General features: G+C 37.0%; 12 protein-coding genes. 5 read left to right on the forward strand and 7 right to left on the reverse strand.

The features are described from left to right. Positions 1–73 precede the first annotated feature (73 nt). Positions 74–1,546: an MDR family MFS transporter gene (locus tag MHH51_RS09315; RefSeq protein ID WP_339285734.1), complete on the reverse strand. Its 1,473-nt coding sequence runs from the start codon at positions 1,544–1,546 to the stop codon at positions 74–76. Between the two features lie 292 nt (positions 1,547–1,838). Between MHH51_RS09315 and MHH51_RS09320 the strand changes: the two genes are divergently transcribed. Next, positions 1,839–2,366 (forward strand): GNAT family protein, encoded by a 528-nt coding sequence (locus MHH51_RS09320; RefSeq protein WP_339285736.1) that lies wholly within the window; start codon positions 1,839–1,841, stop codon positions 2,364–2,366. 129 nt (positions 2,367–2,495) lie between these two features. Here the strand turns inward: MHH51_RS09320 and MHH51_RS09325 are convergent, their stop codons facing one another. Both MHH51_RS09325 and MHH51_RS09330 read right to left on the reverse strand, forming a co-directional pair. Next, positions 2,496–2,846, reverse strand: a complete 351-nt coding sequence (locus tag MHH51_RS09325; protein ID WP_339285738.1) for a hypothetical protein — start codon at positions 2,844–2,846, stop codon at positions 2,496–2,498. 127 nt (positions 2,847–2,973) lie between these two features. Next, positions 2,974–3,144: a YfhD family protein gene (locus tag MHH51_RS09330; RefSeq protein ID WP_147208534.1), complete on the reverse strand. Its 171-nt coding sequence runs from the start codon at positions 3,142–3,144 to the stop codon at positions 2,974–2,976. A gap of 469 nt (positions 3,145–3,613) precedes the next feature. Here MHH51_RS09330 and MHH51_RS09335 point away from each other — a divergent pair, with 469 nt between their 5' ends. The 4 genes from MHH51_RS09335 (at position 3,614) to MHH51_RS09350 (ending at position 8,898) form a co-directional block, all read left to right on the forward strand. Then, positions 3,614–3,838 (forward strand): hypothetical protein, encoded by a 225-nt coding sequence (locus MHH51_RS09335; protein ID WP_339285741.1) that lies wholly within the window; start codon positions 3,614–3,616, stop codon positions 3,836–3,838. A 351-nt stretch (positions 3,839–4,189) separates the two neighbouring features. Then, positions 4,190–5,704, forward strand: a complete 1,515-nt coding sequence (locus tag MHH51_RS09340) for a Na+/H+ antiporter NhaC family protein (RefSeq protein WP_339286292.1) — start codon at positions 4,190–4,192, stop codon at positions 5,702–5,704. Between the two features lie 121 nt (positions 5,705–5,825). After that, on the forward strand, positions 5,826–6,260 hold the full coding sequence (locus MHH51_RS09345; RefSeq protein WP_339285743.1) for a GNAT family N-acetyltransferase: 435 nt from the start codon (positions 5,826–5,828) through the stop codon (positions 6,258–6,260). Positions 6,261–6,354: 94 nt separating this feature from the next. Beyond that, positions 6,355–8,898, forward strand: a complete 2,544-nt coding sequence (locus MHH51_RS09350; protein ID WP_339285745.1) for a right-handed parallel beta-helix repeat-containing protein — start codon at positions 6,355–6,357, stop codon at positions 8,896–8,898. A gap of 217 nt (positions 8,899–9,115) precedes the next feature. Here MHH51_RS09350 and MHH51_RS09355 read toward each other — a convergent pair whose 3' ends face one another. The 4 genes from MHH51_RS09355 to ectB all read right to left on the reverse strand — a co-directional run bounded on the left by MHH51_RS09355 (position 9,116) and on the right by ectB (position 13,116). Further along, entirely contained in the window at positions 9,116–10,465 is a 1,350-nt protein-coding gene (locus MHH51_RS09355; RefSeq protein ID WP_339285747.1) for an MFS transporter, read from the reverse strand. A 321-nt stretch (positions 10,466–10,786) separates the two neighbouring features. Then, positions 10,787–11,227 carry a hypothetical protein gene (locus MHH51_RS09360; RefSeq protein ID WP_339285749.1) on the reverse strand — a complete coding sequence of 147 codons (441 nt, stop codon included), beginning with the start codon at positions 11,225–11,227 and terminating at the stop codon, positions 10,787–10,789. Between the two features lie 214 nt (positions 11,228–11,441). After that, positions 11,442–11,828: an ectoine synthase gene (locus MHH51_RS09365; RefSeq protein ID WP_147208518.1), complete on the reverse strand. Its 387-nt coding sequence runs from the start codon at positions 11,826–11,828 to the stop codon at positions 11,442–11,444. Between the two features lie 40 nt (positions 11,829–11,868). Further along, positions 11,869–13,116 (reverse strand): diaminobutyrate--2-oxoglutarate transaminase, encoded by a 1,248-nt coding sequence (ectB, locus tag MHH51_RS09370; RefSeq protein ID WP_339286294.1) that lies wholly within the window; start codon positions 13,114–13,116, stop codon positions 11,869–11,871. Between the last annotated feature and the right edge of the window lie 6 nt (positions 13,117–13,122).

Below are 13,122 nucleotides of genomic sequence, written 5' to 3' on the forward strand. Positions count from 1 at the left end.
TAGAAGCTGCGATAGTATCCTGCTTATACTAGTTTTGATTATTAATTTTAAGAATTAAAGAAAGAGAGATTTCTTATTTATGAGTTACGGTGTCTTTTGGGAAAAAACACAAGATAATAAAGGTCAGTGTACCAATTAAAAATAAGCCAAAAAATACGGTATGAATAGCATACGTTAATCCATCCTGCATGAGAATAAGCGTCTCTGACGATATCTTTTCTCTTAAACCTTCATTTAAGATAGCGTCAGTATCAGGCATATCATTGTTTCCTGCCTGCTGATAATATTGCTGAAGGCGAAGATTCAGAATTCCTCCCAGCAGAGCAGTACCAATCGCGCTGCCGATAATACGCATAAACATATTTAAAGAAGTCGCTGAGCCTCTTTCTTGCCAGGATACACTATTTTGAATAGCTACGATAAATGTTGTCGAAGTCAACCCCATACCTATTCCGACGATAAAAGAGCTGAATCCGGCATAAATGGCTCCTTTTTCTGCATCGAGCAGGAAAAAGAGAAATGTACCAATAAACAGGGCAATTCCGCCAAGAAATGCAGTTCTTCTAAAACCGATTCTTAATACAAGATGTCCGGCAATTGTCGAGGAAATTGGCCAGCCGATGGATAAAGTACTCAAAGTAAAACCGGCTGCAACAGCTGTCTCACCCATGACACCCTGCACATAAGTAGGGAGGAAGGTGGTTAAACCTAAAATAATCATCCCAGAGAGCAAGGTGGCAATATTGGCAACGACCATTAATTTATTTTTCCATAAATATATAGGCATCATTGGTGTAACGCATCTTTTCTCCTGCCATATAAATAAGGAAATACAAATAATAAACAGAGCAATCAGTCCAATTGTTTCCAGTGATAGCCAGGACCAATTCGTACCTGCTTGTACAAAAACGATAATCAACGAGGATATTGCTATGAAAAAGAAGCTAGTTCCAAGATAGTCAATGGTTTTCTGCTCTTTATCCACTTTTTCATGAAAGAACAGGATAACCCCGGCCAAACCAATTAAGCCTATTGGAATATTGAGCCAGAAGATCCAAGCCCAATCAATGTATTGTACAATCATTCCTCCCAATAGAGGACCGGCAACGGAGGATATTCCCCAGACACTTGCTAAATATCCTTGTACTTTGGCACGTTCTTCGACATTATACATATCTCCGACCATAGTAGTTACCATCGGATGAATGGCGCCGGCCCCCAGACCCTGAATAAGCCGGAACACAATAAGAGCAGTCATTGTTTCAGCGAATCCACATAATAGGGAACCGGTCAAAAAGATAACTACACCGATGATAAAAACAGGTTTGCGTCCGAATAAGTCTGCTAATTTACCATATACCATAATCGTAACTGCCTGCATTAATAAAAAACTGGAAAAGACCCAGCTATATAATGTAAATCCGCCCAAGTCCGATACAATATCAGGCATAGCGGTGGCAATAATTGTTCCTTCAATCGCCGCCATAAACATAGATAATACCAGAGCAATAAGTACGATAGGGCGCTTCGTTTGTTTATGTATCATCGATTTACCTTCCTTTATATCAGCTAATGGTTTCTTCGAAATGATATAATTATTTTGAAAATAAAAGATATTTTCAGCTAACAGAAATAACTTCAGGTGAAATTTTGTTTTATAATCTAATTAACTTTATTGTAGCAGATGCTTTCTTATTTTGTTAGAAAGGTGCTGCTGAGTAAATATCAGGGGGGGAGCAGCAGGAAGGCTGCCCAGCAAAGATATACTATCTCTACTGGGCTCCAAGTGCTGCAGTGAAAACATATTTCTTATTTTAAAATAGAGGGAGGATGGATCATTGAATCTGCCGGAAGTGAAATTAAGAGAGTTAAAGCTGGAGGACGCAGCAGATCGTTATAAATGGTGTTTGGATAAAGAAGTAACAAGGTATTTAAATGTTCCCGATAGATTTCCGCCATTCACTATGGAAGAAACAGAAAATTGGATTCAAAAATGTATAGATAAAACAAATGGTTATGAACAAAAAGCAATTCTCTCTGGTGATGGAAAGCATATTGGCTGGGTGGATTTAAAAAATATCGATACATTCAATAAGCAAGCCGAACTGGGAATTACTATTGGAAATACGGATTTTTGGGGAAAAGGATATGGAGCTGCAGCGATGAAGGCAATGCTGCTGTGGGGATTTCAGGAATTAACTTTGCATAAAATTTGGTTGAGGGTGGATATTGATAACCTGCAGGCGATTAAATCATATAAAAAATCTGGTTTTATAGAAGAAGGTATTCTAAGGGAAGACCGTAAAAGAGGTAACGGGTTTGTTGACAGATTAAGAATGAGTATTCTTCGATCTGAATTTTTTTAAAAGGGATAAAACAGTATACTTGAAAAAATCTGAAATTTATTTAATGGTATGTTAAGTGTTATCTGTAAAAAAGGGGAGTATCTGCTTCTGTGTTTGGTAACAATAAAGGGGTAAACCCTTTATTGTTGTTTAAACCAATTCAATTTTATAAACTCCACGATCTGTAGTAATAAAAAATTTCTTGCCATTAAACTCATATAGGGAGTCATCCTGCAAGGGGATTTCATAAGTAGATGATGGAAGCGGCTCATTATCCATTGCAGTCAATGTTTCAATTTGCCCGTCACCGTTCAAAAGTAAGCTGTGTTTTGGTACATAGCTATCTGTACTGCGCATGTTCTGATCATAGGATATATTTTGCAGATTTATTATTGTTTGATCGATATCATTTATTTCATGTTTTGTAATTTTGATTTTTTCCCCGTTCCATTGCTGAATCAATGTATTAAACTCCTCAATTGATAAAAAACCATTCTCCATAGAAAAATCCCTCCTAAGTATAATTTCTCCTGAATTCAACGAAAATATACGGTGAGGACAGTGAAAATAAAGGCGGAATCATAACAAAGCGATTCAATTTAATCATCGAATCGCTTTGTTATATTAATTATTTCTTGTGTGCTCGTTTATCGGCAGCCCGGCTTCTTGCTTGAGCCTCTCTATCATCTGCATCAGCAAGCTCATCTGAAAATTCGACATCAATGCCGTCTGTTTTCTGATTTTTAGGAGTTTGTGCTAAATAGTTATTTTTTCTTTTGTTATGCTCATCTCTACCCATTTGAATCACTCCTTTTGATTGTATACAACAGGTTAGTCTATCGTTGCCAAGAATTAGGTCGGTTAAACTTTCAGCACATTGAGACACCTTATGACGATGGTCATGCTGCACCTACATTATTCACAAACAACAAAAGAAAAACCAGTGTTTATACATCTGTATTTTTAACTGGTTTACGATACTTATTCATTTTTATCAGCAATAAGTTCCCCATTTTAGGAATGGAGCGAATTCGAATATGACCCATCAACAGGTAATGGTCCGATTCGTTTGGATTTAAATGTTGCGAATTAAGCCTTTGCTTCTTAGGCAGTTGGGGATGATAAGACCTATTGAATTATACTTATTAGCATCTTTTGAGTCTGAGGCAGTAATACGTAGATGTGAAAACAGAATTTTTTGCATAATGATGTTTAGCAACTCAAAAAGAAAGGAAAAGGAATAAAAAAGACAAAGAGGTGAGAGGTAAATGGGTAATGAAGATAAACGTGCTTCAAAGAGCAGAAATTCGAAATGGAATGAAGAGCGAAGAACAAAGCTGGATAAACATGAGGAACAAAAATTTGTAGATGATATTCCGATGGAAGATTTAAAAATAGAAGCACAGGATGAGAAAAAGAAAACAAAATCTAAGGATGATTCACAGAGCGAAAGAAAGTATAAAAAGAAAGGGGACTCTGAGCGTAATAGCTGAGAGTCTTTTTCATGGATGTTGACCAAAAGATACGAAATAGCTAATGGAATGGTTCTGGAATTAAATCTCCATCATTTTTGATTAAGAGTAAATGTGGATAATCCGAAGATGAATGAGAAGAGAAATACAAAAGAATAATTATTCGTTTAAATGTATAATTATTAGTTAATTAGGTTCATTTATTTTCCTTCATTCCATGATAGAATAAGGAACATAAAATTTATTTGCAATTTGATAGTTGTAAATCCGTTTTTATTTTTTGAGGTAAAAAATGCAGCCAATGAATTTGAGCTACATATCATTCGTAAATCTATGGTGGACGCATTTGGGAGGGGAGATAAGGTGGAACACATGGGATGGTTATCACTTATTCCGCCGGTTTTGGCAGTTATTTTAGCTATTATTACAAAAAACGTTATTATTTCATTGTTTTTAGGTGCTTTTACTGGTGTTCTTATTATTGTAGGAGGAAATCCTTTAACGGCAACAACAGAAACTATAGGTAATTTTCTGTTTCCTCAGGTAGCAGATAGTTACAATGCAGCTGTGCTTGTGCTGCTGTTTTTTATCGGGGGCTTTGTTGCCTTAGTGGAAAAATCAGGTGGAGGAGCTGCACTTGCTGCAAGAACAGTAAAATCAATCAATTCGAAGGTGAAAGCACAGTTATCTGCCTGGTGCGGGGGGGTAATTATTTTTTTCTCAGATTTAGGAACACCCTTAATCGTCGGACCGATTTTTGAAAAAATCTTTGATAAAGCAAGAATTTCCAGAGAGAAACTGGCGTATATTATTGATTCCACATCTTCTCCAGTTGCAGTATTAATCCCTTTTATCGGCTGGGGTGTTTATATCATGGGACTGATAAAGAGTGAATTCGACAGTCTGGGGATAACGGCATCAGAATTTGATACATTTGTACATGTTATTCCGTTTCAATTCTATGCTATTTTGGCAGTATTAATGGTACCGTTAATGGCCATATTAAAGTTGGATTTTGGACCTATGGCCAAGGCTGAACAAAGGGTTAGAGAGACAGGCCAGCTGTATTGGAAGGATTCTAAACCGCTGCGCAGATCAGACAATGAAGCCGATGCTGATCAAGAAAGTAAAGCAATTTTAATTTGGCTGCCTTTATTAGTATTGTTCGTTACTTTGTTTGGATTATTATTAACAAAAGGTTTTCCTTTTGAACCGGTAGACGGAAATGATTTCCGGGTATCTTTAATAACTGCTTATTTATTTGCAGCAATTTCTATTTTTATTTTATTAATTGCCTTCCGTCTGAAAAAATTTGGAGATATTTTTGATATATACACTTCAGGAATGCAGAAAATGGTTTATGTCGCAGTGACACTCGTATTGGCATGGTCACTTGGAACAGTGATTGGTGAGATGGGAACAGCTAATTATATTGTAGAATTGATGCAGGGAAGAGTCCCGGCATTTATTATTCCAGCACTGCTTTTTATTATCGGAGCAATTGTTTCTCTTGCTTCCGGTTCTTCTTGGGGAACTTTTGCAATTATGCTTCCAATTGCTATTCCGATGGCAGTAGCACTGGATGCACACATGCTTGTCTGTATCGGTGCCGTATTATCAGGAGGCATTTTTGGGGACCATAGTTCACCAATTTCTGATACAAGTATTTTATCATCGACAGGGGCTGGCGCAGATCATATTGACCACGTAAAAACACAATTCCCTTATGCATTGACTAATGCGGTGATTGCATTAATCGGTTTTATTGCAGCAGGATTGACCGGAAGTCCATGGACAGTAGTATTAACAGTAATACTGCTTGTTTTAGCAGTAGTTGTTTTATCAAAGCTTACAAAGAAAAAATATGAATCAAATATAAACGTATAAAGAAATATGCCTTGTACATCAGCAAGGCATGTTTTTGTTTGCTTCTTATAATAAAATAGAAGATATAATTATTTTCGGATCAAAAAATTTTCATCTTTTTATGAAAGAGGGGAAATAAATAATGAGATGGGAAAAAGCAGCTAAAAAAGATTATACCAGCTTAATTCAATTATGGGAGAAATCCGTTTTGGCAACCCATGATTTTTTAAAACAAGGTGATAGAGAAGCGATTAAAACAGAAATTCCTACATATTTTCCACAATTAGAATTGAAAATGTGGTATCAGGATGACAGGTTCATTGGGTTTTCCGGCGTGAATGAAAAACATTTGGAAATGTTGTTCATAGATCCTGGAGAAACAGGGAACGGATTTGGCAGCAATATTTTAACGTCTTTGATAGAAAATGATGGTATTAAGTCAGTGGATGTAAACGAGGATAATAAGCAGGCAGCTGCTTTTTATCTGAAAAATGGATTTCAAGTAATTAGTAAATCGAAACAGGACGATCAGGGAAGAAATTATCCAATTTTGCATTTGGCTTTGAAAAAGTTATAAAATTAGAATAATAGGTTGGATGTGTAGTTGGAAACCTTTGTTTATTTCTTTTACAATAAATTTTATTAAACCACTTAGAAAGGACAGACATCATATGGAAGAGTCAGTAGTAGTAAAAAAAGGTGGACTTTTTAATAAATATCGTACAATTCAACAAGGAATAGATGCCGTTTCTGATGGAGGTACAGTCTATATAGAGAATGGTCAATATTCAGAAAATATAACAATTGATGGAAGAAGTGTAGCGCTAAAGGGAAAAGGACAAGTCGCTATTTCAGCTTCATCAAATATGCCTTTATTAAAAACAATAGATGCAGCTGTAACACTTCAAGGAATTGCATTTCATCAGACAGGACATACCAATGCAATTTATGTAAAGGAGACTTCTGAGGTTAACATAGAGGATTGCAGAATTGAAGGCGAAAATTATCAGGATGTAAAGACAACTTATCCGGCCCTATGGATTGGTTTAGAGTCAAAGGTGCATGTGAAAAACAGCACGCTTATCGGTCATACATCCAATTCCCTTCATGCAGAAGAATCCGTAGTAACCTTAGAGAACTGTGATGTGAAAGGTGTTGGGATTTATGCCGGCTTAGGCAGCAGGCTGACTGCAGAGAATCTGATAATAAAAAATCCCAGCAACTATGGAATTTTTGCAAAAGAAGCAGAGCTGAACCTGCACGAAGTAAGTATGACTGGCGGTGGCGTAGCTGTTATCTTAGAAGATAGCAAAGGTTATATAAATTCCCTGACAACCAATCATACATACCGGGATGTGCTAAGGGTGGATCACAGTGAATTAACTGTTGAAAAAGCGGAAATGAAAAACTTTTGCGAGATAAAGAGAAAAGATGAGAAGGCTGGTTACCCGGCTGTCTATATAAAGAATCGTTCCGTTGTAAAATTAGATGATGTGCAGATTCACGATTCTCTATTTGATGGGATTCAAGTCTATCAGTCTCAATTGGAGCTTTCAAATGCCTTTTTGAAAAAACTGTTTATGGGAATTTATATTCGTGAACAATCTACAGTAAAATTGGAGAATGTTGAAATGACCAGATTGGAATATAATGCAGTCAGCTCTGCAGGCCAATCGAATGTAATGATAAAAAATAGTACGTTTGATCATTGTGTAGATGAACATGAAAAGAATTATCCGGTTATTTTTATAAAGGAGGAGGGAAGTCTGCATTTAGAGGAAACAACAATAAAAGGTTCACTTCATGATGCTGTTTATTTAGATGGAGTTCAAAACACATACTTAGATAATGTGACATTTGATGCGGTAAATATAGGGGTTTATATACAAAAATCTATTTTAAATGCCAATCAGCTGACGATAAAAAATTGCTATAAAAATGCCTTGATACTTCAAGATGGCGAGGCAGATATTCGTAACAGCTATTTAGAAAATAATAATCTGAATAGTTCGGCAACCTACGAAAAAAATTCAGATATACCAAAAGCGGTAGATGCGGCCATTTCAATTGCTAATGCCAGGGTAGTTTTGGATAGTGTAGAAGTGATTGATAAGACAGCAGCTGTTTCTTTACGGGAGCGGAGCAGTCTGAATGCAAGTTCACTGCAGCTTTCCGGAGGGGTTTTTTCGATGGATAGTATTATTGATATTTCTTACCTGACATTCAGGAATATAGAGAAAGAAGCTGTTCACTTTAAATTATTAAGAGGCACTGCTGCCAAGGTTCAGTTTGATGATCCAAGTGTAAGAGTGTGGCTGCAGAAGGATAAGGGCAGCCGGTTTTCATCTAATTTAATACACTCTCCGCATATGGTATTATCGTATGATTTTACAGAGAAAGCAACAGGACCAGTGCCAGTCAATGATGCCATTCCATTTGAAATGAAAACGAAAGAGTCCCAGCCTAAGGATAAAGAAACTGTTCAGATGGAAAGCCTGATCGGCCCGACAGCTTATAAAGAAGTGATGAAAAAATTCCTGAAAGAAATTACTTTATATAAGGTCCGGACTGCCCAAGGAATCTCAATGGATCAGCAGTGGGGAATGCTGTGGCTGCAAAAAGGGATGAATGATCTCACTCCATTTTTTGATCAAACCCGAAACTTGCTTATTGAAACGGAGCTAATAAAAGAAAACGAATGCTTTCGATTTTCTGAAATGTCTTCATTAAATGATTTAGAACAGATAAGTAGCGGTTTGTTATGGATAGATCAGCTGGAAAAAATAGAAAATGACACTAACCTGATGACGTTATTAGAAAATAAATTTCCTAATCACAAACTCGTTATCATTATTTCGGGTAAAGAAACAGAAATTAACCGATTGAAAAATTTTGCTCCAAAATTGATAGAGCAATTAAACTATAAGTCTGTATTTGGTTTGTATACACCAGAGGAAACAGCAGAAATTGTCCGTCAAATCTTAGTGAAACATCAATTTGTATTTGATTCAACCTTTCTTAAGGAAGCTGTTAACGATAATTATCCGTCATCAACAGATGAGCGTATAAATCAATGGCCTGAAGAAATTGTTAAATCTATTATTCAGGTGCAGTCTGAGAGATTAATAGACCAACCTGAGTTATCGCTTGAAAAAGAGCAGATTATCAGTTTAACACAAACAGATATATTAAAAGGGATTATGGCCGTGAAATAACTAGAAAAGGCTGGTTATAGGTAAATTTGCTTTTCAAACTTCTATAAAAAATAACTTTAGAATGGAATCAGCACAATATCTGATAGGCGGGATAGCCAGTTCATTTTTGAAGCCGTTTGTTTCTGGGGAATTTGAGAAACAGACGGCTTGATTTATGATGAATTATTATTTACTAGTTCATAGCAATCGTAATATTTTTATAGATACAGGTAATACTTCAAGTTGTTTTTTGTTTTCCTACAGCCACATTGACAGGGTCAAAGCTCGCATGTTTTTCTCGGACTGTAACAAAGGCAATAGCTCCAATCAGACTAGGTATAGCAAAGGCCATAAACGCATGCTGCGGGTCTAAATTGGTTGTCAGTAAAAGTGCAATGGCCACCGGTGCCATGATTCCTCCAATCCGCCCGACGCCGACAGCTATACTTAATCCGGTCGTACGAATCTCCTTTGGATAAAATTCGGAAATATATGGATTGACTAAATTTTGTGTTCCCACTGTACAAGCACCTGTTAATGTAATGATAAGATATAGTAAAAGAGAATTTGTTGTTATACTTAACATAACAAAACATAGTGATCCGATAAAAAACATCAGGATTAAGACAGAACGATGTCCGAGACGGCTTACTAACATTCCGCCAAATATAGAGCCCGAAATTTGTCCGACAGCAAGCATCAGGTTAAAGGACAGGCTGGATGTAAGACCGTGACCTGATTCAACCATAATTTGCGGCAGCCAGGTTGTTAATCCGGATATAACGAGCATCGAGCAAGTGACTGCAATCCAAAATGCAAGTGTACTGCTGGTTCGTTTATTTGAGAAGACCTTTTTAATTGGGAATTCTTTTGTACTCTCATTAAATGTTTCGTATTCATAGTTATCAGCCGCTTGATAGTTACCACAGGGATCAACTTTATTAAGAATCTCTGCAATTTTATCTCCTTTTTTCTTTTTAAGATAATAAGAAACAGATTCAGGAAATTGCTTTAAGAACCAAGGCAGCGTGATAAGGGGAATAATACTAATCCAATATAATAACCTCCAGCTCGTCAATTCCATCAAATACATTCCAATTAAGGAAGCGATAATTGCTCCGATAGAATAGCCGCAGTACATTGTAGCAATCGTCAATGCGCGTTTCTTCACCGGAGAATACTCTCCCATAATTGCAACAAGGATTGGCATAATTCCGCCTAAGCCAAGTGCAGCAATCACCCGCATAATCATAAATAAGGTAGGCTCCTGTGCAAAGCCTGCTAAAAAGGTGAAAAGACTAAATAAGGTTAAACAAATGGCTATTGCTTTTTTACGGCCGATAAGATCTGAAATAGAGCCTAACAGAAAAGTACCGATCATGGCACTGATAAGGGTATAGCTGCTTATTGCCCCGGCTTCTACTCTGCTGATATTAAAATCCTCCATCATTAATGGTAATCCAATTCCATATATAGCAACATCAAAGCCATCAAAGCCGATAGCGAAAAAACACCAGAGAAAAATAAGTAAATGAAATTTATTAAATTTACTGTTCCCCAAAACTTGAGTTGTTTGAACCGTCCGCATAATTTTAAAACTTCCTTCCGTTTATTTAAATTTCACAATGTAAATGATTAAACAGAATGTTATCATGAAACAGCAGTTATAAGGTAATTGTAAAAATGTATCGTTTGCTATAGGAAAAAACTATATGAAAGAAGATTAATTATTATCTTCTTGTCCAAGTCCGTTATCATAAGGTGGTACACTCAAAATAAGAAGTTTTAAATTAACAAATAATAGCGGGCTTATTTCAGGGGAGTATATGCCCCTTGGAATAAGCCCGCTAAATATAATGATAACAGGTGATAATTTAATGACAATTCAATAAATTCTGTTTATTTTTTATCACATTCGTACAATAACGGCTCCGCCGCCGTTTCCCTGAACACATTTGGTATCTTCCTGATCATGTATTGACTGTAACAGGCGATTATTTTGTATAATCAATCGATTAAGCTGATCCATTTGATTTTTGAGCTGAGTTATCATTTGCATCATGTATTGCATATCTGGTGTTATACCATGATAAGAGCTGACAGGATAAGTTGAATAGGTATTATATTGGCTATTCCCTAACCCCTGACTATTTGTATCCCGGACAGAAAGTGTATTATGCCCAGACAACATTCCTGTTCCATATACAGGACCTTGAATTTGTGTTTCCACATTTTGATTTCCTGAATTGTTCCTGTTATCAAAATGCAGATAGTTATCCTGCTGAATATTATCTCTATGATTTTGATGATAAGATTGCCAGCCGGGCGAGGGGTGATTGTGAAAAGACATCCGATAACCTCCTTTCATCCTACCCCCAGTTTATTCGCCTTTTCTTTCCGTGTGTGTAGCAATCTGAAAAGGATTGCTTTGCTGCAGCTGCGTCAGTCCATAATTTAGTCTGATTATAATTATATGAAAGCTCTTTAATGAACTATTATTCTTTTAAAGCTTAAAAAATCGCCTGATATGAGTTTTTTTCGTATCAGGCGATTTTTAAGGCTTGTTATTCAGTTAATAGAGGGTAGAAACCTTCTTCATTATGTGTTTCTGTTCCCACTAACGGCGGGTTGAATACACACACCATACGCATCTGGGTACGTGCGCGAAGACGGTGCTTATCATTTTCATCTAAAAGATACATTGTACCAGGCTTAATCTGGTACACATCTCCAGTTGATATCTTCTCAATTTCTCCTTCACCTTCGATGCAGTAAACTGCTTCAATATGATTTTTATACCAAAAGAAATTATCTGTTCCTGCTTTAATTATTGTATCGTTCATACTGAAACCGACGCCGTCCTTCTTTAAAATAAAACGACGGCTCTCCCAGTTTTCGGATTTTGTTTCAGCTTCTGTTCCAAGTAAATCCTCCAGTGATTTTACGATCATTTATTTTTTCTCCTCTCTATTAATAAATCTCTATCTATTTTTATCGTTCAAGTACGTGTTTTATACTGTCTTCAAGCAGCTCCAGTCCTTTTTCCAAACCTTCCTGATCAATAATCAACGGCGGTAGAAACTTGACTACTTCATCATCTGGACCGGAAGTTTCAACAATCAGGCCACGATTAAAAGCTTCGGCACAAATTTCTCCTGCCAAGCCTTCTTTTTCTATGGCAATTCCTTGCATTAAGCCTCTGCCTCTTGCTTCGCCCTGCAATTCAGGATATTTTTCAATCAGCTTATGCACTGCTTTTTTCAAAAATATGCCTTTTTCCTGTACGTCATTACTGAAATCATCCGTTTCCCAATTTTTCAATGCTTCAGTCGCAGCAATAAACGCCATATTGTTGCCGCGAAAGGTTCCGTTATGTTCACCGGGTCCCCATTGGTCATACTCTGATTTAATCAGTGTAATTGCCATTGGCAGACCAATTCCACCGATAGATTTGGATAGACAAACAATATCTGGTTTAATTCCTGCAGGTTCAAAGCTGAAGAAGGTGCCAGTACGACCATTTCCAGCCTGTACATCATCAACAATCAGGAGAATGTCCCAGCGTCTGCATAGCTCTTCCACTTTTTTCAGCCATTCCATTCGAGCAGCATTAATTCCTCCTTCTCCCTGAACGGTTTCCAGAATAATTGCGGCAGGCAACGCTACGCCGCTTCCGCTGTCATCTAAAAAGCGATCCAGATAAGCAATGGAATCATGATCCTCAACATAATTATCAAATGGCATAGATACAGCATGATGCAGCGGAACACCGGCTCCATGGCGCTTAAAGGAATTTCCTGTTACAGAAAGTGACCCGATTGTCATTCCATGAAAAGCGTTGGTAAAACTGATTACGGTCTCCCGGCCAGTCACTTTTCTGGCAATTTTCAGCGCGCTTTCTACGGTATTTGTTCCGGTAGGGCCAGGGAACATAATCTTGTAATCAAGATTTCTCGGCTTGAGTATAACTTCGTTGAAGCGTTCCAGGAAATTTTCTCTTGGGGGGGTCCCCATATCGAGGCTATGGATAATGCCATCATTTTTGATATATTCAATTAATTTCTCCTGCATCACATTATCGTTGTGACCATAATTCAATGTGCCTGCACCTGCAAAGAAATCAATATATTCTTTTCCGTCGGTATCCCACAACTTATAGCCTTTTGATTTTTCAAAAACAGTTGGCCATCCTCTGCTGTAGCTTCTTACTTCTGATTCTAAATTTTCAAACGTTTTCATTTTCGC

Origin of the sequence: Oceanobacillus sp. FSL K6-3682 (genome assembly GCF_037976165.1) — a bacterium.
Classification (GTDB): domain Bacteria; phylum Bacillota; class Bacilli; order Bacillales; family Amphibacillaceae; genus Oceanobacillus; species Oceanobacillus sojae.

What these genes read in the sequence shown, in the direction of transcription:
- MHH51_RS09360 (WP_339285749.1), bottom strand. Translation starts at nt 11,227, where the DNA reads ATGTCTTTTCACAATCACCCCTCGCCCGGCTGGCAATCTTATCATCAA.
- MHH51_RS09350 (WP_339285745.1), top strand. Translation starts at nt 6,355, where the DNA reads ATGGAAGAGTCAGTAGTAGTAAAAAAAGGTGGACTTTTTAATAAATAT.
- MHH51_RS09315 (WP_339285734.1), bottom strand. Translation starts at nt 1,546, where the DNA reads ATGATACATAAACAAACGAAGCGCCCTATCGTACTTATTGCTCTGGTA.
- MHH51_RS09330 (WP_147208534.1), bottom strand. Translation starts at nt 3,144, where the DNA reads ATGGGTAGAGATGAGCATAACAAAAGAAAAAATAACTATTTAGCACAA.
- MHH51_RS09335 (WP_339285741.1), top strand. Translation starts at nt 3,614, where the DNA reads ATGGGTAATGAAGATAAACGTGCTTCAAAGAGCAGAAATTCGAAATGG.
- ectB (WP_339286294.1), bottom strand. Translation starts at nt 13,116, where the DNA reads ATGAAAACGTTTGAAAATTTAGAATCAGAAGTAAGAAGCTACAGCAGA.
- MHH51_RS09345 (WP_339285743.1), top strand. Translation starts at nt 5,826, where the DNA reads ATGAGATGGGAAAAAGCAGCTAAAAAAGATTATACCAGCTTAATTCAA.
- MHH51_RS09340 (WP_339286292.1), top strand. Translation starts at nt 4,190, where the DNA reads ATGGGATGGTTATCACTTATTCCGCCGGTTTTGGCAGTTATTTTAGCT.
- MHH51_RS09325 (WP_339285738.1), bottom strand. Translation starts at nt 2,846, where the DNA reads ATGGAGAATGGTTTTTTATCAATTGAGGAGTTTAATACATTGATTCAG.
- MHH51_RS09355 (WP_339285747.1), bottom strand. Translation starts at nt 10,465, where the DNA reads ATGCGGACGGTTCAAACAACTCAAGTTTTGGGGAACAGTAAATTTAAT.
- MHH51_RS09365 (WP_147208518.1), bottom strand. Translation starts at nt 11,828, where the DNA reads ATGATCGTAAAATCACTGGAGGATTTACTTGGAACAGAAGCTGAAACA.